18 protein-coding genes are annotated in these 21392 nt (G+C 57.2%); 15 read left to right on the forward strand and 3 right to left on the reverse strand.

Features of this window, described 5'->3' with window-relative positions; all coding sequences use genetic code 11:
• Positions 1-28: 28 nt before the first annotated feature.
• Entirely contained in the window at positions 29-1291 is a 1263-nt protein-coding gene (locus M7439_RS02310; RefSeq protein ID WP_298341599.1) for a geranylgeranyl reductase family protein, read from the reverse strand.
• Positions 1292-1477: 186 nt separating this feature from the next.
• Here M7439_RS02310 and M7439_RS02315 point away from each other — a divergent pair, with 186 nt between their 5' ends.
• From M7439_RS02315 to M7439_RS02385, 15 genes are all read left to right on the forward strand, one after another.
• Positions 1478-1921, forward strand: a complete 444-nt coding sequence (locus M7439_RS02315; protein ID WP_298341601.1) for an NADH-quinone oxidoreductase subunit A — start codon at positions 1478-1480, stop codon at positions 1919-1921.
• The gene (locus tag M7439_RS02320; protein ID WP_298341602.1) at positions 1921-2481 is read left to right on the forward strand and encodes an NADH-quinone oxidoreductase subunit B; all 561 of its coding nucleotides are present in this window, start codon (positions 1921-1923) and stop codon (positions 2479-2481) included. The genes M7439_RS02315 and M7439_RS02320 overlap by 1 nt, the downstream gene beginning before the upstream one ends.
• A gap of 10 nt (positions 2482-2491) precedes the next feature.
• On the forward strand, positions 2492-2911 hold the full coding sequence (locus tag M7439_RS02325) for an NADH-quinone oxidoreductase subunit C (protein ID WP_298341603.1): 420 nt from the start codon (positions 2492-2494) through the stop codon (positions 2909-2911).
• Complete coding sequence (locus M7439_RS02330; protein ID WP_298341606.1) at positions 2908-4260, forward strand: NADH-quinone oxidoreductase subunit D; 1353 nt, start codon at positions 2908-2910, stop codon at positions 4258-4260. Before M7439_RS02325 ends, M7439_RS02330 begins: the two co-directional genes overlap by 4 nt.
• On the forward strand, positions 4261-4866 hold the full coding sequence (locus tag M7439_RS02335) for an NAD(P)H-dependent oxidoreductase subunit E (RefSeq protein ID WP_298341609.1): 606 nt from the start codon (positions 4261-4263) through the stop codon (positions 4864-4866). It begins immediately after the preceding gene.
• Positions 4859-6154: an NADH-quinone oxidoreductase subunit F gene (locus M7439_RS02340; protein WP_298341612.1), complete on the forward strand. Its 1296-nt coding sequence runs from the start codon at positions 4859-4861 to the stop codon at positions 6152-6154. Before M7439_RS02335 ends, M7439_RS02340 begins: the two co-directional genes overlap by 8 nt.
• Positions 6147-8663 carry an NADH-quinone oxidoreductase subunit NuoG gene (nuoG, locus tag M7439_RS02345; protein WP_298341615.1) on the forward strand — a complete coding sequence of 839 codons (2517 nt, stop codon included), beginning with the start codon at positions 6147-6149 and terminating at the stop codon, positions 8661-8663. The genes M7439_RS02340 and nuoG overlap by 8 nt, the downstream gene beginning before the upstream one ends.
• Positions 8656-9873, forward strand: coding sequence for an NADH-quinone oxidoreductase subunit NuoH (gene nuoH / locus M7439_RS02350; protein ID WP_298341618.1), 1218 nt, complete (start codon positions 8656-8658; stop codon positions 9871-9873). The genes nuoG and nuoH overlap by 8 nt, the downstream gene beginning before the upstream one ends.
• Positions 9860-10543 carry an NADH-quinone oxidoreductase subunit NuoI gene (nuoI, locus tag M7439_RS02355; protein WP_298341622.1) on the forward strand — a complete coding sequence of 228 codons (684 nt, stop codon included), beginning with the start codon at positions 9860-9862 and terminating at the stop codon, positions 10541-10543. The genes nuoH and nuoI overlap by 14 nt, the downstream gene beginning before the upstream one ends.
• The gene (locus M7439_RS02360; protein WP_298442473.1) at positions 10540-11205 is read left to right on the forward strand and encodes an NADH-quinone oxidoreductase subunit J; all 666 of its coding nucleotides are present in this window, start codon (positions 10540-10542) and stop codon (positions 11203-11205) included. Before nuoI ends, M7439_RS02360 begins: the two co-directional genes overlap by 4 nt.
• Entirely contained in the window at positions 11202-11507 is a 306-nt protein-coding gene (gene nuoK / locus M7439_RS02365; RefSeq protein ID WP_298211886.1) for an NADH-quinone oxidoreductase subunit NuoK, read from the forward strand. The genes M7439_RS02360 and nuoK overlap by 4 nt, the downstream gene beginning before the upstream one ends.
• 2 nt (positions 11508-11509) lie before the next feature.
• Positions 11510-13387 carry an NADH-quinone oxidoreductase subunit L gene (nuoL, locus tag M7439_RS02370; RefSeq protein ID WP_298341628.1) on the forward strand — a complete coding sequence of 626 codons (1878 nt, stop codon included), beginning with the start codon at positions 11510-11512 and terminating at the stop codon, positions 13385-13387.
• Between the two features lie 11 nt (positions 13388-13398).
• On the forward strand, positions 13399-14922 hold the full coding sequence (locus M7439_RS02375; protein WP_298341631.1) for a NuoM family protein: 1524 nt from the start codon (positions 13399-13401) through the stop codon (positions 14920-14922).
• Positions 14922-16484, forward strand: a complete 1563-nt coding sequence (locus tag M7439_RS02380; protein WP_298341634.1) for an NADH-quinone oxidoreductase subunit N — start codon at positions 14922-14924, stop codon at positions 16482-16484. The genes M7439_RS02375 and M7439_RS02380 overlap by 1 nt, the downstream gene beginning before the upstream one ends.
• Before the next feature lie 128 nt (positions 16485-16612).
• A complete protein-coding gene (locus M7439_RS02385; RefSeq protein ID WP_298341637.1) occupies positions 16613-17956 on the forward strand; it encodes a chloride channel protein in 1344 nt (447 codons plus the stop codon).
• On the opposite strand, the gene M7439_RS02390 is transcribed toward M7439_RS02385, so the two are convergent.
• Positions 17948-20791: a bifunctional lysylphosphatidylglycerol flippase/synthetase MprF gene (locus M7439_RS02390; protein ID WP_298341640.1), complete on the reverse strand. Its 2844-nt coding sequence runs from the start codon at positions 20789-20791 to the stop codon at positions 17948-17950. The two genes, M7439_RS02385 and M7439_RS02390, sit on opposite strands and share 9 nt — an antisense overlap.
• 9 nt (positions 20792-20800) lie before the next feature.
• Positions 20801-21295 (reverse strand): YajQ family cyclic di-GMP-binding protein, encoded by a 495-nt coding sequence (locus tag M7439_RS02395; RefSeq protein WP_298341643.1) that lies wholly within the window; start codon positions 21293-21295, stop codon positions 20801-20803.
• Between the last annotated feature and the right edge of the window lie 97 nt (positions 21296-21392).

A 21392-nucleotide genomic window follows, 5' to 3' on the forward strand; every position in this document is an offset into this window, starting at 1 on the left:
GTGGCAGGCGCCACTGGCAGAGGGCTGACTAACCGGCCTCGCGTTCGCGCAGGCGCTGTGTCAAGCGGTAGATCTGTTCGATCCGGTCGGGGGCTGAGCCCGGCATGAGATTGGCCATGATTGCTACGACTGGAGTCATAGTCGCCTTCGAGCGCATGGCGAGCCAGACCCCGGAGGACATCAGTAGTGGATTGGAGATCGCTTTGACGAAGAGGGTTCCAACTGCGTAGTAACCCGCGTAGCGAGTCTGCAATGCTGTGGTGAAACCCGCTATCGGGCGAGGATCTCCTGTGCCGAGGCTCTGTGTGATGGCATTAGCGGCCATCCGACCGGTCTCGTATCCGTAGGAGATTCCCTCGCCATTGAAGGGATTGATGCTCGCCGTCGCGTCACCGACCATGAGGAAATTGGGTCCAGAACGTGGTTCAATACTAAGACCCATCTGTAATTTTCCGCCGGTGGCTTCGCGGGCGCTTCTATCCGCCGGGAAGTGCCATGCGTCTTGCGTCTGTTGGAGAAACCGTTCTAGGGCATGCGTCGTATTCATCTTGCGCCATCGAGCGCTGTTTGAAAGTAACCCAAAGCCAACGTTGGCGGTCCCATCTCCGGCTGGGAAGATCCACCCATAACCAGGTATGGTCGCACCGTTCTCATCGCGAAGATCGAGGTGAGACTCGATCCAATGTTCGTCGGATCGATCCGTCTCGAAGTAGCCGCGGATTGCGAGCCCGAGAGGTTTGGCCACATTGCGGCGAGCTCCAAGGGATCGAGCGATCCGTGCGTTCGAACCTTCGGCGAGGACGTAGGCCTTCGCCGTTAGGGTGGACGCTTCGTCCGTCTCGATGTCCTTGACACGCAGCGACTGGATGTGTCCCCCCGCGAGCGTCGCTTCAATCGCTTCATGATGGTAGAGCACGGTCGCACCGACGCTAGCGGCACGATCGAGGACCGCTTGATCTAGCACGGATCTTCGAACAACGTATCCATAGTTTGGATAATCAGGTAGATTTGGCCAGGGCAGCTCGTAGGAGCGGCCATAGGCGACCGCACGCAATCCATGGTACTTCTGCTGTGTGTCGAGCATCGATTGCAGGCCCATGGCCTCAAGTTCAACGACGGCCCGTGGGGTCAGCCCATCACCACAGGTCTTGTCGCGGGGAAACTGCTTTTTCTCCACCACGATGACCGAGACTCCACGCATGGCGAGCCAAAAGGCGGTTGCCGCACCCGCTGGGCCGCCCCCGATGACGATCACATCAGCTGAGTGCTCTTCGTCGATATTTTTATTCACCTCATCTATCGTAGACTGAGGCGGGGCGCTAGTTAGTGATTCACCAAATAGGTTGGTCCTTTGGCAATCAGAGTGGGTCGATCTCGTCTGGATTTGCACGTAAGGGTAGAAACGTATCAAGATGGAGGTGCACGTGGGTGGTTTTCGCGTCTGCATTGGCAATGGTACCGATAGAAATGGGGTGAGGTGACTCAATACCTTCCGATAGTCATCATGCTGGTCCTGGGAGCACTCTTCGCATCGGGTTCCTTTATAGCCTCAGGTCTTTTTGCTCCACGGCGTCCGCATCGGGCCAAGTCGGCACCCTACGAGTGCGGTATTGTCCCGAGGACTGAGCTGGCGGAGCGTTTCCCTGTGCGGTTTTACCTTGTAGCGATGATCTTCATCATCTTTGATATCGAAATCATTTTCTTATACCCCTTCGCAGCGGCTGCAGGCGAGCTAGGCACCTTTGGGGTGATTGAGATTGCGACCTTCGCTCTCGTCGTCTTCATCGCCTTTGCATACTTGGTAGCAAACGGTGCACTGAGTTGGGGACCAAAGCGGGGCGCATCGGTCGAGGGTCGCGTCGCGCGTCGGGTCGATCTTGGAGAGCTGACCGCATCGATGGTGCGAGGAGGACGCGACTAATGCCACTGGAGGACCTCAGCTACAACTTCCTTACTGGCAACGTTGAGAAGCTGGTGCAGTGGGCACGCAAGGCTAGCGTCTGGCCGGCCACCTTTGGGCTTGCGTGCTGTGCCATTGAGATGATGGCGAGTGGAGCAGCGGATTTTGATCTTGCCCGCTTTGGTATGGAGGTTTTTCGAGCGTCGCCTCGGCAATCAGATCTTATGATCGTTGCTGGCCGTGTGTCACAAAAAATGGCACCTGTTCTACGCCAGGTGTATGACCAGATGATGGAACCCAAGTGGGTCATCTCAATGGGTGTGTGTGCTTCGACTGGTGGAATGTTCAACAACTATGCAATCGTACAAGGTGTCGATCAGATCGTTCCGGTCGATGTCTACGCGCCTGGGTGTCCTCCTGGTCCAGAGACGCTGATGCACGCCATTCTCACCCTCCATCATCAGATCCAAACCGGGGACATCTTGCGGCGTCGTGCAGCCGGTGAGAAGGGTACGACTCTTCGCATGATTGGTGAATCATCCACGACCAAGATGCTCGGAGGTGTCGAAGACCTTGTCTGAGGTGATAGTGATGGAGAGGTCAGAGTACCTCTCAACGGTTCGTGCGCGCCATGACGACGGTTACATCTATCTGGCAGACCTAACCTGTGTCGACTATTTGAATGATCAGACGCGGGTGATCGATGGGGATCTTCGACCGCAACGTTTTGAGTTGGTCGTCAATCTCCGATCATTTGCACCACCGGCGATCTTGCGTCTGCGGGTTCAGGTGCCGGAGGCTGACCCCGTGGTCCCATCGATCTTTTCGCTGTATCCGGGGGCAGAGGCCATGGAACGAGAGGTCTTTGATCTCTTTGGTATCCGATTTGAGGATCATCCTGACCTCACGCGGATCCTGCTGCCGGAGGACTGGGAAGGCCATCCACTCCGAAAAGATTACGGAGTGGGGAGAGTACCGGTGCAGTTCAAGGAGGTGAAGCGTAACCGATGAGTAGCTCGATTTATACGGTCATTCGACCGGATGGGGACAGTCGATTCGGGCTCGTTCAGGAGACCTCTGAGGGACTCCAGGAGCTTGGCGCTCGCTCGGCAACGACGGCAGCTGCCCTTGCGAAGGAGACCGGGTCGACGTTGCGCATTCCAGAGGGTGAAGCCGAGCTCGAGGCCGATTCCGACGATGGCCGCATGATCATCAATATGGGTCCGCAACACCCTTCAACCCACGGGGTGCTACGTATCATGCTGGAGATCGAAGGCGAGACGGTTCTTCGTTCCAAGCCCGTCGTTGGGTACCTCCACACAGGGATGGAGAAGACAGCTGAGAACCTGACCTATCTGCAGGGCACCACGAACGTGACTCGAATGGACTACCTGTCTCCATTAAATAACGAGCTGGTCTTTTGTCTAGCCGCCGAGAGCCTGCTCGGTATCGAATTGCCCGAGCGTGCGACCTGGATTCGGATGCTGATGTCAGAACTCAATCGCATCGCATCGCATGTCATGTGGTTAGCCACGAACGGGATGGATCTCGGGTCGACCTCGATGATGATCTTCGGCTTCAGGGATCGAGAAATGGTACTCTCATTCTTTGAGAAGACCTCTGGACTACGGATGAACAACAACTACATCCGTGTTGGGGGTGTCGCGGCAGACCTTCCTGATGGTTGGGAGGACGATGTCACTGCTATCGTCGATACGATCGAGGCTCGGACCAAAGATTACGATGAACTCATCACCGGACAGCCGATATTTCGCGAGCGGGTGGTGGGCGTTGGCCTTCTGAGTCCTGCCCAAGCCGTTGCGCTTTCAGCGTCAGGTCCGATTCTTCGAGCCTCAGGAGTGCCCTGGGATCTGCGCAAGGAGATGCCATATCTCTACTATGATCAGGTGGATTTTGACGTTATTGTCGGGAGCGTGGGTGACACCTACGACCGATATGCGGTCCGACTTTTTGAAATCCGGGAGTCCATCTCCATTGTTCGCCAGATACTCGACAAAATGCCAAAGGGCCCCTATCGAGCACTCGACCCCAAGGTGACGCCACCTCCGAGGGCACGGATCGATGAATCCATGGAGGCACTGATCCATCATTTCAAACTCTTCACCGAGGGCATTCGCATCCCTCCTGGTGAAAGCTATGTAGCCATCGAGTCACCTCGAGGTGAGCTGGGTTGTTATATGGTCTCTGATGGCTCGGCGAAGCCGTTCAGGATGCACATACGCGGACCATCGTTTGTGAATCTGCAGAGTCTCCCGGTGATGCTCCATGGTGGAATGTTGGCAGATGCCGTCGCAGTCATATCGTCAGTAGATCCGGTAATGGGAGAGGTGGATCGTTAGGTGTCGCGTTTCTCAGGTGAAATGTTGAGTCGTGCAGAGGAGCTGGTTTCACTCTACCCAGATCCTCGCTCCGCGACTATCCCACTGTGTCATCTGGCACAGGAGCAGGATGGTTATGTAACGAATGAGGCCATGGCCCATATCGCCGAGCTCGTAGGCTCAAGCGCGGCGGAGGTCCAAGGGACAGCCTCGTTCTATGACATGTTGAAGTTAGAACCGGTTGGGCAGTATGTGATCGGTGTCTGCACAAATATTGCCTGCATGCTTCGCGGAGCCTATGAGTTGCTCGAAGACGCCGAGGCGGTCCTCGATACTCCAGTTGGAGCGACTACCCCCGATGGTCTGTTCACCCTCGAGGAGGTGGAGTGTATCGCCCACTGCGATCGAGCACCGGCGGCACAGGTGAACTATCGCTATTTTGGTCCGCTCGACCGGCAGAGTTTTGCGGCACTCATCGCCAAGCTTCGCAACGGCGAACTCGATGACGAGGTTCCACCACACGGAACACTTCTGCGGATTCGCAGAGAGGCGCCCGGTGTGATCCCGATGGAGGAGATCGATCGCTACCGAGCCCAGGAGGCAGAGCGGGAGCGGCAAAGTGACTGAGCGAATTGTCGGAGCTCGTCTGCAGTATGAGGACTCTGCGACCCTAGAGCGGTTTTTGGCCACTGGTGGCGACGATGGACTCCGCAAAGCAGTGCTCGAGATGCGTCCCGAGGAGGTCGCAGCCGAGGTCATGACTGCCAACCTCCTTGGTCGCGGTGGTGCCGGGTTTGAAGCTGGTCGTAAGTGGTCGATGTTGCGCAAGGCCCCCCGTCGTTATCTGGTGATCAATGGGGATGAGAGCGAACCGGCGACCTTTAAGGACCATCTCTTAGTTGAGCGCGATCCCCATCAGCTCGTCGAGGGCGCGACTATCGCAGCCTACGCAATTGAGGCCTCCTTCGTGGTGATTTATCTGCGAGGTGAGTTCGCGCTCGGCCTCGAGCGGGTGCAGCAGGCGATCAATGAAGCGTATGCGAGGAATGCATTGGGACGCTCGATCTTTGGGTCCTCGTTCTCGGTTGACATCGTTTTGCAGCCGGGAGCGGGTGCCTACATCTGTGGTGAGGAGACATCGCTGATCGAGTCGTTAGAGGGCAAGCGTGGGTTTCCAAGGATCAAGCCACCATACTTCCCGGCGGTGATTGGTCTCTACGGTCAACCCACCATCGTGAACAATGTGGAGACGGTCTCGAACTTGCCCTGGATCATCAATCGAGGTGGTGAGGCGTTTAAAGAGCTTGGGCAGGGACGCTCCACCGGTACGCGACTCTTTGCGCTCTCTGGCCAGGTGCAGAGGCCTGGGCCTTATGAAGTCGAGATGACTAAGATCACCTTTCGAGACTTGATTTATGGTAATGAGTACGGTCAAGGGCTGAATCCTGATCGGTCCCTGTTGGCGTTTATCCCGGGAGGCGTCTCGGCGCCATGGTTCTTCCCAGAGCACCTCGATATCCCGCTCGGACAGGATGAGGTGGCCAAGGCTGGCTCGATGCTGGGGTCTGGGTCGGTCATTGTGATGGATGATTCCTCCTGTCCGGTCCGGTCCGCTTGGCGTATCGCAAGGTTCTTTGCCCGAGAGTCGTGCGGACAATGCACCCCGTGTCGCGAGGGAGGCGCCTGGATTGACAAGATTCTGCGACGTATCGAGGAAGGGGAGGGAAGAGAGGCTGATCTCGATCTTCTTCTTGACCTGTGTGACAACATCTCGCCTGGGATCAAGTGGCCTCCGGCACAGACCACGATCTGCGTGCTAGGACCTTCGATTCCTCCGTCGGTCAATGCAGCCATTCAGCATTTTCGTGATGATTTTTTGATCCATATTAAGGAAGGACGGTGCCCTCATGCCTGATGAATTGGTCACCGTGACGGTCGATGGCCAATCCTTTCCCGTTCGCAAGGGAGTGAAGGTCATCGATGCGCTCGATGATGTTGGGGTCCATGTGCCTCGATTTTGTTACCACCCGCGCATGAGCGCGGTTGGGATGTGTCGTATGTGTCTGGTGGAGGTGGAGGGTCCACGCGGACCCTCTTTGCAGCCATCATGCTTTATCGACATTGCTGATGGCATGGAGATCCGTACAGAGTCGGAATCGGTCAAGAAAGCCCAGCATGGTGTCCTTGAGTTTCTATTAGCGAACCATCCTTTGGACTGTCCAGTCTGTGATAAGGGTGGGGAGTGTCCTCTTCAGGACCAGGCCTTTGCCCATGGTTCAGGCGAAACCCGCTTCGTGGAGGAGAAGCGACACTACGCAAAGCCAATCCCGATCTCGCGGTTGATCAAACTCGATCGTGAGCGCTGTATCCAGTGTGACCGGTGTACGCGGTTTGCTGATGAGATCGCCGGAGAGCCCCTCATCGACTTTGCTGGTCGTGGCGGAACACTGCGCATCTCAACCTTTTCGGATGTGGATTTCGACTCCTACTTCTCCGGCAATGTGGCGCAAATCTGTCCAGTGGGTGCGCTTACGGCGACGCCGTATCGGTTTAAGGCACGGCCATGGGACCTCCTACAGTCGTCCTCGACCTGTCTACAGTGTGACATGGGTTGCCAGGTCAGCCTCCAATCGAGCCAAAACGAGTTGACAAGAATGCTGGGGATTGACTCTGACGCCATCAATCATGGGTGGCTCTGTGATCGCGGCAGGTTCTCCACCAGTGAGATCAACAACCTTGAGGCTCGGGTGAGTCGACCACGGGTACGGGATCAAGACACCGTGGTGGATGTCTCGTGGACGAGGGCGCTACGGCTCGCGGCGGCGACCATCAAACAAGCTATTGATGAGCGTGGTGCGTCCTCAGTCGCTCTGCTTTCGGGGGCCTCAATGACTCTCGAAGATACCTACGCATGGGCGAAGCTTGCGAGCGATGTGGTGCGCACGAACGCCGTCGATGGAGCCGCTGACGTGCGTGTTGATGGCACACTGCTCTTGGCGAACCCGGCGTCGATCAACGAGGCGTTGAGTGCAAAGACACTGGTCTTGTTCAACGTTGACCCAAAGAACGAACTTCCAGTGATGCATCTGCGCCTGCGGGCCGCGATGCGCAATGGGCTTCGGGTCGTTGAGGTGAACACGACACCAACCGACCTTACGCCAATGGTCGATCGTTGGGTAGCCATTCAGCCTGAGGACATGGCCCATACCATCGATGTGGCAGTGGACGCTGTAGGAGATGATCCCGATGGCGTGGTGATCATGGCAGGCTGTCGTGAACGCGCGATCAGTACCTCCTTGAATACAGCGTTGGTGGCAGCGATGTTGCACCGACTCCCGGAGGCGAAGGTGCTGAGTGGTGTGGCTCGTGGGACGAACGCGTTGGCGGTGGGATTCACCCCGAACGCGCCCCAGGGAATCCGTGCGACAGATGGCGTCGCTCCATCGTTGAGCGCGGACGCGATTGTGGCGGGTGCGCTTCGAGGCGAGATAGCGGTCCTGGTGGTACTCGATACGGATCTGACGCGCCTTGGACTCTCCGATGAGGATCTTGTCACCTTAGGCCAACGAACCACTGTCATCGCGTTGAGTTCGTTCGAGTCGGCGACGACCCAGCACGCCTCCGTTGTGTTGCCGTTGAGTGCCTATGGCGAACAGCAGGGCTCGACACTCAACATCGAATGGCGACATCTCCGCCTTGGTCGGCAGGTGGAACCGGTTGCTCAGGCGAGGCCGGCGTGGGTGGTGGCGACAGAGCTCGCCTCCGCGCTCGGTGATGAGTTGGGGTTCTTGACGTTGGCAGACATTACGCGCGGTCTGAGCCAGTCTGGTGGGCTGTTGGCCGGGCTGGGTTATCACTACTTTGAAGAGGGTCTGGATGGACCACTCTTTCCAAGAACGCGGACCGAACCGGTGGCGAGTCGCCGGATCCTCGATCCGATGGCGACGCCAGGCATCGCCTCCATCGATCGCCAGGGGGCCAACTTTAGCTCCGGTAACGTCATCGAACCCAGTGAGGCCCCAGGTTTCGGACTCGGTGGAGGGGAGACGCCAAGAGCCCTTGCGTCGGCTTCGGTTGCCAAATGGGAGGGGCCGGTTACACTGGATCCGCTCTCCGATGGGGAGTATTGGCTGCGATTGGTACCCCGACTCTACGATCCTACGCCCGAGCTGTTGGCCAATCCTTTCTTGAAGTCTGCAGTTCGTGAGCCGGTACTGGTCCTCACCCCCGCCCAGGCTGAAAGCCTTGGATTGGCTGAGGGGGACCGGTGTCGCCTCGAGGGGGCGGAGACGGTCGAGGTGCTGGTTCAACTCGTCAAGGAGGATGCGATGGCGTTGACGGTTCGTGGGGTGACACCGGGGACACTGCGGCTCTTGGGTGATCAATCGTGGGTCAAGGTGAGGGTGGAGAAAATCAATGGGTAGCGATCCATTATTGGCGGGACACATCACGTGGGTTGTTGTGTTGATCGTAGTGATCAAGGTGCTCGTCGCCTTTATCGCGCTGATGGTGTCGGTCTTGCTTGCGATCTGGATCGAGCGCAAGGTGATCTCCGACATGCAGAACCGTATTGGGCCCAACCGCGCTGGACCTTTTGGAATTCTGCAGAGTTTGGCCGATGGGATCAAGCTCTTTTTTAAGGAAGACCTGATCCCCGAGCGCTCCGATAAGTTCATCTTTAAGTTGGCCCCGTATCTGTCGGTGATTCCCGCCTTCATCACCTTTACTTTGGTGCCGGTCGGAGGGATGGTCGACATCTTTGGCCACAGGACCGAACTCCAAGTGGCCGATCCACCGATCGGAATCCTGCTGCTACTAGCGATGTCTTCGATATCGGTCTACGGCGTTATGCTTGCTGGCTGGTCATCGGGATCGAAGTATCCGCTGATAGGTTCGGTACGGGCCTCGGCGCAGATGATCTCCTACGAGGCTGCGATGGGTCTATCGATCGCCTCAGTCGTGCTCTTGACTGGTTCGCTATCGACGAGAAACATGGTGTCTCAGCAGCTTGGGACGTTCTTTGGATTTATCCCACACTGGAACATCATTCGTTTAGGGGTGATCCCCTTCCTTGTCTTTATTATCGCCATCACCGCGGAGGTGAACCGCCCTCCCTTTGACCTCGTCGAGGCGGAGCAGGAGTTGGTCGGAGGTTTTCATACCGAGTACTCCTCGATCAGATTTGCTCTCTTTTACCTCGCGGAGTACATGAACACGATCACGATGTCGGCAATCATGGTGACGATGTTCTTTGGGGGGCCAGATGGCCCTGATCCACACTTCTTGCACTGGCTGTGGCCGATCATCTGGTTTATCGTCAAGACAGCCATCTTTTTCTTCATCTATGTCTGGTTCCGTGCAGCACTTCCTCGTTTGCGCTACGACCAGCTGATGGACCTCGGCTGGAAGGTGCTGATTCCGGTCATGTTGGTGTGGCTGTTGGTGGTCGCCGCGATGCGCGTCTCTAGACCGCTCGGGTTTGGCATGGTGGGTCTTGGTATCGTCGGCGGGTTGCTGCTCTATCGGGCCATTGCGGTGGGACGCGATCGGAGTACATCGCGAGAGCTGGCTCGACCTTCGCGAGTGGAACTTGAGTCACCTCAGGACAGGAGGGAGGAACATGGGGATTCTTAGCGGTCTAGGCGGCTTCAAGATAACCTTCAAACAGATGGCGGAGCCACGCGTGACTCGCCAATACCCGGAGGAGAAAAGGCCCAAGCCGCCACGGTTTCATGGCCGCCATGTTCTCAATCGATATCCCGATGGCATGGAAAAGTGCATCGGCTGTGAACTCTGTGCTGGTGTTTGTCCCGCTCGGTGTATCTATGTGCGTGGAGCTGATAACGATCCCGAGGCGCCAGTCTCACCCGGTGAGCGGTTCGGTTTCGTCTACGAGATCAACTACTTACGCTGCATCCACTGTGATCTCTGCGTGGAGGCATGTCCGACCGAGGCCATCACCGAATCCAAGATGTTTGAGTTCTCCTTCACCAGCCGGGAGGATGCGATCTACACGAAGGCTGAACTCGTCGTTGATGATGAGGGGCATCCACGTCGGACCCCTTTCGAGGATTGGCATGACGATGATGAAGAGGACACCTCGGGATGGGTGCGAGCCACCGCTCCTTCGGGGGATCCAAACTTCGAAGGAGTCGCTGGATGGTCTGGCGAGCTGGGCTATGGCGTTCGATTGCCTGAGAGGGGTCAGTCGGATATCTCGGAGGACGAGATGGCTGCGGTGTTCTCGTTACGTGAAGTCCTCTCGGATCGTATTGCTCGAAAGATTGGAGGGAAGGTCTGGTGATCCTGGCCTCGGTGATATCCGTACCTCAACTCATCGTCTTTATGGTGTCGGTGGTGATCATCGCTATCGGTGGTGTCGGGCTTCTGACGGCACGGTACCCCGTGCACGCCGCTCTGTTTCTGGTCATGACCCTCTTTGGGGTAGCGATCCTCTTCATCGAGGAAGGTGCTGAGTTTCTTGCGGCGGTGCAGGTGGTGGTCTATGCGGGAGCCGTGGTTGTGCTGTTCCTGTTTGTGATCATGTTGCTTGGCGTCGACCGTGAAGAGATTGCGAGTTTCGCGGGCGATACCGTGCGTGTGGGGCTTGCAGGAGCGGGCGTCGTCTTGATCCTCGCCGAGCTGTTTATTGTGGCGACCGGTGCATGGGCGACCGGTGCGCATTCTACGGCGGGAAAACTGAGTGCAGGTTCGAATATTGGAGTGCTTGCACGCTCGGTCTTTACGACCTATCTCCTACCATTTGAACTGACTGCGGCTCTCCTGGTGATCGCGGTGGTGGGAGCAGTGATACTGTCTCGCCGCATGGGGGCCGAGACGGCAATACTTGGCCAGTCACCGGTTGGCCAGTCACCGGTTGGCCAGTCACCGGTTGGCCAGTCACCGGTTGACCAGTCACCGGTTGGCCAGTCACCGGTTGGCCCGGTTCAGGAGGTCGAACAGTGACGATCCCTGGGAGTTGGTATCTGGTAGTCGCGGCATTGCTGTTTGGTCTTGGGACCTTCGGGGTGTTGACGCGGCGTAACGTCATCGTCATGTTTATGTCTGTTGAGCTGATGTTGAATGCGGTCAACTTAACCTTCGTCACCTATGCCAGGATGCTCAACGATGTTGGTGGCCAGATCGCGGTGTTCTTTGTGCTCGTAGTCGCGGCTGCTGAGGTGGTCGTTGGACTTGGGATCATTGTTGCGATCTTTCGACATCGTGCGACTGTCACCGTCGATGATATTTCGAGTTTGAAGGGCTAGAGATGGTTGTTTTGGGTTTGGTGATCGGCTTTCCGCTGCTTGGTTTCCTCGTCTTGCTTGCCTTTGGGAAACGGATGGGAGACCCTGGAGCTGGCTGGTTTGGGACGATAGCAGTTGCTTCGAGTTTTGTCGCCGCGGTCGCAACTTGGATCGTTCTTTTGACCAAGCATGGGTCAAATCGGACCCAGCTATTGCACTTATTCCCTTGGTTCCATGCGGGAAGTCTGCAGGTGAACATCACCTTCCGGGCTGATCCACTCTCTGTGGTGATGATCCTCTTCGTCACCGGAGTTGCGGCACTTATCCACCTCTATTCGATCGGCTACATGAAGCGAGATGCGCGCTTCCACCAGTTCTTCGTCTACCTCAACCTCTTTGTCTTCTCGATGCTCGTCCTCGTGACCGCCAACAACCTTCCGCTGACGTTTCTTGGATGGGAGGGAGTAGGGGCTTGTTCCTATTGGTTGATCTCGTTTTGGTTTGAACGCCCGACCGCTGCCAGTGCAGGCAAGAAGGCCTTCATCATCAATCGCATTGGTGACATGGGTTTCATGCTGGGAACCTTCCTGATCTTTCTCAACCTCCATTCGGTCAGCTACTCAAAGGTGCTACCCGAGGCTCACCAACTGTCTAGCGGGACAGCCGAGGCGATCGCACTCTTGTTCTTCTTGGCAGCTGCGGGCAAGTCAGCGCAGTTACCGCTGTTTACTTGGTTGCTTGATGCCATGGAGGGACCAACTCCTGTCTCGGCTTTGATCCATGCCGCGACAATGGTGACCGCAGGGGTTTACCTAATGGCACGGCTGTCGCCGATCCTTGCACTCGCTCATGCCGCGTCGATGACGATTGCGATCATCGGTGTGATCACCGCGTTCGTGGCGGCGATGGCGGCGACTTCGCAGACTGACATCAAAAAGATTGTGGCGTTCTCAACGGTCAGCCAGTTGGGCTACATGATGCTTGGCATCGGAACGGGTGCCTACATTGCAGCGATCTTTTTGATGGTTACTCACGCCTTCTATAAGGCGCTGATCTTCTTGTCCTCTGGATCGGTGATCCATTCGCTCGACAATGAACAGAGCATCCGGCGCATGGGTGCGCTTGCGAAGCTGATGCCGATTACTGCATGGACCATGATCATCGCCTGGCTCTCCATCGCTGGTGTGCCGCCGTTTTCTGGTTTCTTCTCGAAGGGCTCCGTGCTTGAGGATGCCTTCGGTCGCAACGAGTTGCTCTGGGTTGTTGGTGTGGTGACCGCATTGTTGACGGCGTACTACATGGGCCGTCTCGTCTTTGTGGTCTTCTACGGCAAGGCACGCTGGGAGGAGATCACCCATGGTCACGATCCACATGAGTCGCCCCGTATCATGACGATCCCGCTGATTGTGCTGGCCGTTGCGGCGGCGACTGCAGGTCTATTGAACCTGCCCTACGGTGGCCTTCGTTTCCTACACAACTGGCTAGCGCCGGTATTCGGTTCCGCCTTGGTCACCTATCATCTCTCGAGTTCAGAGAAGGTCTTACTCCCGGCCACCGATGCCGTCGTTGCTCTCCTTGGTATCTTCTTGGCATGGCGTCTGTGGCGCAATCACTCCGAACGTAAAGCGCTTGAACCCGCGGTGCTGTTCAAGGGCTGGTATATCGACACCTTCTATGATCGTACCTTTGCGCGCGGAGGTACGGCCTTAGCGAAGCTCGGCGATCGAGTCGTTGACCCCACCATCATTGACGGAGCAGTTGGGGGTGTCGCTTGGCTGTTTCGTTGGGTGGGTGGACTTGGTAAACGAGTGCAGTCTGGATTGGTTCGGAGTTATCTCCTGATAATGGTCGCAGGGATCGTGGTAGTCCTTGCGTATGTGCTCGTGAGTGCGGCGCGGTAGAGAGGAATTCGATGACGTTACTCGATTGGCTGATAGCACTTCCCGCCCTAGGAGCTCTGGTGGTACCGATGATGGCCCTGCCGCCGGAGAACCAGAAGTTGATTCGATATTTTGGGATTGCGATCTCCTTGGTGGAGTTAGGTATCGCCATTGGTATGGCGATCGCCTTTAAGCTTCATACAAGTTCCTATCAGTTTGTCACCAAGGTTCACTGGATTGGAGCCTTTGGAATCGCCTGGTACCTGGGAGCCGACGGTATCTCGCTGGTGCTCGTACTGCTGACGGCGGTGCTTTTCACCATCGCCATGTTCGCGATGAAGGGGGTAAAGGACTATCGAGCCTATGTCGGTTGGATGTTGCTCCTTGAGGCAGCATGCATGGGTAGCTTCACTGCGCTTGATCTCTTCCTCTTCTTCGTCTTCTTTGAGCTGACGCTGGTACCTAGCTATTTTTTGATTGCCGACTTCGGCTTGGGGGCATCGGGACGCGCGGCGATCAAGTTCTTTGTCTATACCTTTGCAGGCTCAGCCTTTCTACTAGTGGGTATCGTCTCGTTGGTCTTTATCCATGACCACCAGACTGGACATCTCACCTTCTCGTTGCCAGCGCTTATGCATACGAGGCTTCCAAAAGATACCGCGATCCTGCTGTTTCTGGCCTTTGCTGCCGCGTTTGCCGTCAAGACGCCGATCTTTCCTTTCCATACCTGGTCGCCGGATACCTACCGCTCTGCTCCCATCCCGGCCGTGGTGATTCTGGCGGGCGTCATGGCCAAGCTTGGTACCTATGGTCTCATACGGTTCAACCTGGAGCTATTCCCCGCGACCTCTCGGGAGCTTGCTTGGTTGATGCTGACGCTTGGAGTTGTCGGCATTCTCTACGGCGCGATCGTGGCGGCTGGTGAGCGAGATCTTGGACGAATGGTCGCCTACTCATCGCTGTCGCATATGGGGTTCATCGTGCTTGGCATCTTCGCCTTTTCGGCCGAAGCCCTCTCGGGGAGCACGCTCCAGATGGTGAATCACGGTATCTACACCGCTGCTATCTTTCTACTGTTGGGAATGATCTATGAGCGGCGAGGCACCTTGGATATGAACAAGCTCGGAGGCCTTCAAAAAAAGGCGCCCATCTTCGCAGCCGTCTTCATCCTCGTCGTCATGGGTATGATCGGTCTGCCGGGGTTGAATGGATTCGTCGGGGAGTTCTTAATTCTTATCGGTACCTTCATCACCCATCGGTGGTGGGCCGTGGTTGCGGTTCTCGGTGTTGTCTTGAGCGCGATCTATCTCCTCTGGGCCTACCAGCGGGTGTTCCATGGAGAACCCAAGGACGATCGCAGCTTTCGTGATTTGGCGCCGCGTGAGGCGTTGTTGCTGCTCCCCTTGGTCGCCCTCATCGTCTTTCTGGGGATCTATCCGATCCCACTTCTGGCACGCATCAACCCGTCGACTGCGGCAATCGTTCACCATGTCACTACTGCCCCGGCACTCGGGAGATCGACCGTGTCTGCGAATGTAACTGGAGGGGCAAAGTAGTGTTTGGAACGCTTGTATCACAGTTGCCAATTCGGCTTCCAGCGATCTCCTATCAGGCGATCGCTCCAGAGATGATCCTCTTTGGTGCGGCACTCGTCGTACTCGCACTGTCGGCTACCATTGGCCGACGTGAGCACCCTGAGCTCTATCGTGGAATTGGCCTCCTGGCCGCCCTGGGAGAGGGGGCTTGGTCGGCGAACCTTTTGCGGCTGGTCGATACCCATGGACCGTCCCTCGCGATCGCCGGGGCTATCGCCAACGATGGTTTTTCTGCGGTCGTGGGCATCATTGTTGCTGCCGCGCTCGTGCTTACCATGCTGATTGGGCCAGGGTTTGTTCGCTCGGTTGCAGGCCAAGGGCCGGAGTTTGTGACGTTACTTTTGATATCAGCTACGGGAGCGATCGTCATGGCCCAGGCGGATGACTTGATCGTTATCTTCTTGGGGTTAGAGATTCTGTCAATTGCGCTCTATATCATGGTAGGGTTCCGACTTCGAGATGGTCTCTCACGTGAGGCGGCCTTTAAGTACTTCATTCTCGGCGGTTTCTCTTCTGCAGTGTTTCTCTACGGCGTAGCGCTCGTCTACGGCGCGACCGGTTCGACGAACTTATTGAAGATCGGTTCGTTCCTTTCGACACACGTGTTGATCAACAACGGGGTACTCCTCTTTGGTATCGCGTTGATCTTGGTGGGTTTTGGCTTCAAAATCTCTGCTGTTCCCTTCCATGTGTGGTCCCCTGACGTCTATCAGGGGGCTCCTACCTCTGTTACGGGATATATGGCGGCGATGGCTAAAATCGCTGCTTTCTCTGCCCTCTTGCGAGTACTCACGGTCGCCTTCCATCTCCAGCTCCAGTATTGGCGGCCGATTGTGATCGGACTCGCGGTGTTGTCGTTGGTGTTCGGCGCTGTTTTTGCCTTACGACAGCGCGAGATAAAGCGAATGCTGGCGTACTCGTCGATCAATCACGCTGGCTTCATTCTGTTGGGAGTCTTGGCGGCAACGAGTGGGGGTACTCGTGATGCGTTGTTCTATCTCGCCGCCTACTCGGTCATGGTGATTGGAACTTTTGGCTTGATCTCGTTGATCCAGGTCGATGAGGGGAAAACGGAGGGTTCTCTGTCCTTGACGGAGGTCCGAGGACTCGGACAACGGAGGCCTGCGGTCGCAATCCTTCTCGCGATCTTGGTGCTCGCACAGGCGGGAGCCCCCTTTACGAGCGGATTCATCGCCAAGTTTTCCGTTATTACCGCGGTGATCGCCGTCAACGAGTACTGGATCGCTGTCGTAGCGATGATCACCGCAGCGATTGCTGTGGCCTTTTACCTGCGGCTTGTCCTCGCCCTGTTTGCGCGTGACGAACAGACCGTCGGCGTCGGCGATGCCCTGTATCCCGTACCCATCCGCGGAGGAAGTGATGCGGGAATTGTCCAGTCATCGCGAGCGGCGCAGGTGCCGATCTGGATTGGCATTTGGCTCTCTGTTGCGGTCACAGTGTTCTTTGGAGTATTCCCGACGCTGTTGTTGAATCTGGTGGCTAAAGGCAAAATCTTTTTGTAGTGTGATCGTCGGTCATGACGTCGTACTCGGTATGCCCCCAACTCATCGAGCCTCTCGCCGTACTGTGGTGGCGATGCTAGAGATTGTCGGCGGACGACTGCAGCTAGGTCAGCAGTAGCATGAGGCACGTGCGCTTCACTCTTCCCGTCACCGTCCGTCGTGGGGTCGGTGTCCTCATCACTGGCCTCATCGCTGGTGTGGGAGTGGTGGTGTTCCGGTGGACGCTTCGAGCGCTGGTGGAGCTTTTGGGGTATGCCATTGGTGTCAAGAGGCTGGTCGCGGTGACGGAGATCTCCCACCTGACAGGTGGGCGGCTGTGGTTGTTGCCGGTCTTTGTTCTGATCGGTTTTCTCCTGGCCAAGGTGGTATCCGTGAAGAGCGGGGTCGCACGCCGGGGCGAACGGGGAGCGGATCGCGTGATTGAAGTCGTCAACGGATTGACGGTGGAGTTACCGATGCCTGAAGCGTTGGGTACCGGAGTGGCAGGTGTGATCGCACTGGGTGCTGGCGTCTCGGGAGGACCTGAAGGCCCAATCGCCATGCTCGTTGGGGGTCCATTAATTAACTGGTTGCCACGATTGGGTTTGGAGAAGCGGGACGTACGAGTTTTCGTGGCTTGTGGTGTGGGTGCCGCACTCGCCTGTCTGTTTCAGGCCCCGCTAGCAGGTGTCTTGCTTGCTGGGGAACTCTTTGTTGTCGGTGGGTTCCTTGGGGTGGTCATACTGCCTGGCCTCTTGATCACCGCTATCGCCTGGGGTGTTGATACCGCGGTTTTCGGGGGCTCTCCACTGATCGGGCACCTTGCGTTCGGTCCTATCCATCCCCAAGCGTACGCCACTGCCGTGGTGGCGGGTGTGATCGCCGGGGCGATTGGGCTGCTGTATCGTTGGTGGATTGTCGTTGCAGGGAAGGAGCTTACTCGATGCTCTCGATCAGCCTGGTGGCGATGGGCGGTGATCGCCCTTGTGGTGACGGTGATCACGTCGGGGATCGCCTTCGTGGCTCCCGAGGTCCTCTCCACCGGGACGGGCTGGATCCGGCTGGTCACGCTCGGTGCCGTGCTGCGGTCATGGCCCCTTTGGCTGCTGCTGCTGGTTCCTGTTGCACGACTGGTGCTCACCGGATTGAGCCTGTCGGCCGAGGCTCCGATCGGGGTGCTTGGTCCAGCGCTCATTATCGGCACCTTTAGTGGCGCCGCACTCTGGCGGCTGGCGGCTTTGGCACACGTCCCGATGAGTTTCGGCTCGTTGGCGGTGGTCGCGCTGCTCATGTTTGCCGCTGTGTTCGGCTCGATTGGCAGGGTCCCGCTGTCGATGATCGTGATCGCACTCGAGGCGACTGGATCGATGATGATTGCGCCGTTGTTGGTGGTCGCGGTCGGCGTTGCGACGATCATCGTCCACCGACACGGAATGACCATCTTTGGTGCCCAGGCCACCCCAGGTCAAAGCCCGCTGACGCCGCTAGGTTGATGAGGTGACGTGCTCCTCTATCGAGGTGCTGTTGTTGAGGAAGCGCCCGATGACTGGAAGATCCCAGAGCGATTCTGCTTTGCCTGCAGCGATGGCGATGGCCGGTACGTTCTCGATGCTGTCAACCACGAGATATCGCGGCAACCAGGCCGGTTCGAACTTTGCGTTGAAGTGCCAAAGTGATTCGATCTGCATGGAGTCGGAGAGTCGACCAAGGACCCAACGCTCGACTCGCGAAGGTATGCCTGAACCCCGCTCGCCGGCCAAGACCGCGCGCATGGCGGCAAAGTTGAGGCTTAATGTCTGGTAGCCCTGATCGTTCAGTTGCCGGATCGTCTCTACGATGAGGAGATCGAACATACCATTGGGGTGTTCACCGAGGTCACGCCGCATCAGATCAAGGGAGTAACCGTGTACCGCGGGCGCGGGAACCCACTGGCAAAAGCCCGTGATCGTCGCGTCAGCGTTACGACAGACACTCATCAGAAGGTCTTTGTCGTGGGGATCGAAGACACGGCCGAGCGTCATCGAGAAACCGCGTTCGTGGTCACCGCGACGAGATGAGGCCATAATGGCGAGGATCTGGGTACGATCCTGTTCGGCCAGCTGTAACGGGTTGACAAGGCTGACCGAGTACCCGTACTTTTTCATTCTGTTGACGGCTTGACGTAAGCTTTTGTGACGTTTTCCGGTCAAGTCCAGACTTGAGAGTGTGACGAGCGCCTCATCGCCGATGTAGTAGCTGCGCATGTTGAGGTTGTGGTAGATACGTTGCCATTCGGCGCTGGCCCCAAGAATAGCGATCGAGCGTCCTAGCCGCTTCATCTCGGTAAAGAACTCGATGAAGGCCTGTGGTGCGTTCGATCGAGGTCCAATGGGGTCAGGCGAGACGATGATCGTCGATCCGAAGATGCCATAGGCGATCACGACTCCATGGCGTACCCAATGGAGTTTATCGTCGCGTAGGGCGAAGTAATCGAGGGTCCCTTGCGGGTGCGACGACAGGATGTGGCTGAGCGCGGTAACGCTGAGATCAGATCGGGAATCGAGGTGAACGTAGGTCGTGAGTGGCGCAATGACGGTCCAGATCGTGATGAGCAGGAGGACTACCATCGCAAGTTGCATGGCGTCGCGCAGGTAGGGGTGATTGAAAGGTAGGGGTGCGTGGGTCGACACCCCCACTGAGACCGCGATGATCTGGCCAAATGTTGGCACGATTCGATAGAGTTCCTGCCGGCGAAAGAGCAGATGGGCGACGATGGTGGCGCTGTCGGCGACGATCCAGAGGAGTAGGGTGGTTACCACAATCCTGCCCAGGCGGGTAAGGCTCGGCCGAGCAGGGGTCGGCTGGTCGAACGCACGTCGGTTGAGGAGGAGTATCGTCAAGACGACGCCGAGGACGATCAGTGTGGGTAGGTCACCACCACGCGCAAGGTTGGCCAAGAAGGCGATGAAGCCGACGGCGACGGTGATCTGGAACGAACGTCGCCGACCAGCGTGCAGGCCAAGGGCGACGGCGATCATGCCGACGCCTGCTGCTGTGGTGATCGCATTGGCGTAGCTGCGTACGAAGAGTGCGAGGTTTGGGAAAAGCGTCGACACGAGCCTGAAGTGGCTATGAAGGGGTGGGATCAGGGAGGTGGCGAGCTCGGTTAGGCCACCCAAGAAGACCACGATGGCACTCACTCGTCGAAAGGGCAGGCTTGGGCTACGCGGGTTGTCGTGCACTACTGGTGAGTAATTTGGCCCATCAGGGATACTCGCGAGGAGATCGGGTTTGGGTTGATGGAGGTCCTTCGAGGCCAGGAGTCGCAGTAGCCGTGATGGTGCGACGAGTCGCTGAAGCGACCAAAGGTTGATCCGCAGGGTTGCCCCTGGCTCTATCTCCAGCCAAGAGGCGTCGGACGCGGCGACGTAGAGTGCGGGAATTGGGAGTCGCGTTGGCAATCGGATAACGGTTGTGGAAAATGTCCCAGGAGAGGCAAAAATGCCATTGCCAGTGGTGATGAGTTCCTTCGTTCGCGTCGCGGCGCTAATCATGCCATGATATCCATGCTCGGTGAACTCATCGAAGCGGAGACGCTCCGAGGCGTTTGGATCGAGGGTGCGCAGGGCGGAGTCCAGTGGGGTGTCGAGGATGCGCAGCGTTCCTCGACTGGTGAAGAACGAGACCGTAACGGCGAGAAAAATATCCAGGACGATAGCCATCGCTGCCAGCTCCGTATTAGTGATGAGGGCCGACTGCCGGCGTAGGAGAGGTATCGCGAGGAGAATTGGGATCCGAATCGCCAAGATGATCACCAAGGGGATGGTTGCCCAGAGAACGAGCGTGCGTAGCCTCTGGTAGAAGGATCGTGAGGCGATATAACGGGCGATCGATGCCTGGGGGTGGAGCTTGTTGGCGTCGCGGAACCGACCCCCTTGTTGGCTCAAACGGGCCAGAATCGTGTCGCGTGGATCGGTCGTCTGGCCCTGGCCAGGATCGACGAGAATGTGTTGTGTGCCGTGGTCCTCGTAGGTGAGATCGAGATGCGAACATAGCTCGAGCTCGCCCTTGGCGTCACCACGAAAGCCAGCGGATTGGCGAAGGCGATCGATGTCGGCCTGTGGGGTGACGAGGTAGGAGCGGTAGTGACGCTGCAGAAGGTCCATGAACAGCGACAGATGCGTGGAACTGTTGTGACCGATGGGGCCGCAGACGATGACGACATCCTCATCACTCAGACCCTCGGTGGCCTGGTGGTACTCATTGTCAACGGTCTGAGGTTGGTCGAGCACGGCACTCGAAAGGACGATTGCCTTCTGGCCCGGTCGAAGATGATAGGTCGCCCCCATTGGGGATACTTAGTCGCGGAAGTTGACGAATTGCAACGGAACGTCAGCGATCTGCTCTTTGAGTTGGGTCATGACTGCTTGCAGATCGTCACGCTTTTTGCTGGTGACCCGCACCTGCTCCCCCTGGATCTGTGCCTGGACGCCCTTGATGGCCATCGTTTTGATGGCTCCGGTAACCTGCTTTGCCCGCTCACCCTCGAGGCCAGAGATGAGACGGATCGATTGGCGTACCGTACCCTTAGCTGCGTCCTCCACCTTTTGTCGGTCGAGGGCCTTGAGCGAGACAGAACGCTTGACAAGCCGTTCTTCGAGCACGGTCATCACTGCTTTGAGGCGGTCCGGCGTATTCGAAGCGAGGGTGATAATCTGGTCACTCTCATTCAAAACCACTGAGGAATCGGTGTTCTTAAAGTCGAAGCGCGTAGCGATCTCGCGACTTGCCTGGTCAACCGCATTTTTAACTTCTTGGATATCAATCTCTGAAACTACGTCGAATGAAGGCATACTGGTAGACTATTATGTCCTCACCAGGGTCGGTGCCCGAGTGGCCAATGGGAGCAGACTGTAAATCTGCCGGCGTACGCCTACGGGGGTTCGAATC

Origin of the sequence: Ferrimicrobium sp. (assembly GCF_027319265.1) — a bacterium.
GTDB lineage: Bacteria > Actinomycetota > Acidimicrobiia > Acidimicrobiales > Acidimicrobiaceae > Ferrimicrobium.

Excerpts from the sequence above, each read along its gene's own strand:
- M7439_RS02320 (WP_298341602.1), top strand. The coding sequence starts at position 1,921 with ATGCCACTGGAGGACCTCAGCTACAACTTCCTTACTGGCAACGTTGAG.
- M7439_RS02325 (WP_298341603.1), top strand. The coding sequence starts at position 2,492 with ATGGAGAGGTCAGAGTACCTCTCAACGGTTCGTGCGCGCCATGACGAC.
- M7439_RS02330 (WP_298341606.1), top strand. The coding sequence starts at position 2,908 with ATGAGTAGCTCGATTTATACGGTCATTCGACCGGATGGGGACAGTCGA.
- nuoG (WP_298341615.1), top strand. The coding sequence starts at position 6,147 with ATGCCTGATGAATTGGTCACCGTGACGGTCGATGGCCAATCCTTTCCC.
- nuoH (WP_298341618.1), top strand. The coding sequence starts at position 8,656 with ATGGGTAGCGATCCATTATTGGCGGGACACATCACGTGGGTTGTTGTG.
- nuoI (WP_298341622.1), top strand. The coding sequence starts at position 9,860 with ATGGGGATTCTTAGCGGTCTAGGCGGCTTCAAGATAACCTTCAAACAG.
- nuoL (WP_298341628.1), top strand. The coding sequence starts at position 11,510 with ATGGTTGTTTTGGGTTTGGTGATCGGCTTTCCGCTGCTTGGTTTCCTC.
- M7439_RS02375 (WP_298341631.1), top strand. The coding sequence starts at position 13,399 with ATGACGTTACTCGATTGGCTGATAGCACTTCCCGCCCTAGGAGCTCTG.
- M7439_RS02390 (WP_298341640.1), bottom strand. The coding sequence starts at position 20,791 with ATGGGGGCGACCTATCATCTTCGACCGGGCCAGAAGGCAATCGTCCTT.
- M7439_RS02395 (WP_298341643.1), bottom strand. The coding sequence starts at position 21,295 with ATGCCTTCATTCGACGTAGTTTCAGAGATTGATATCCAAGAAGTTAAA.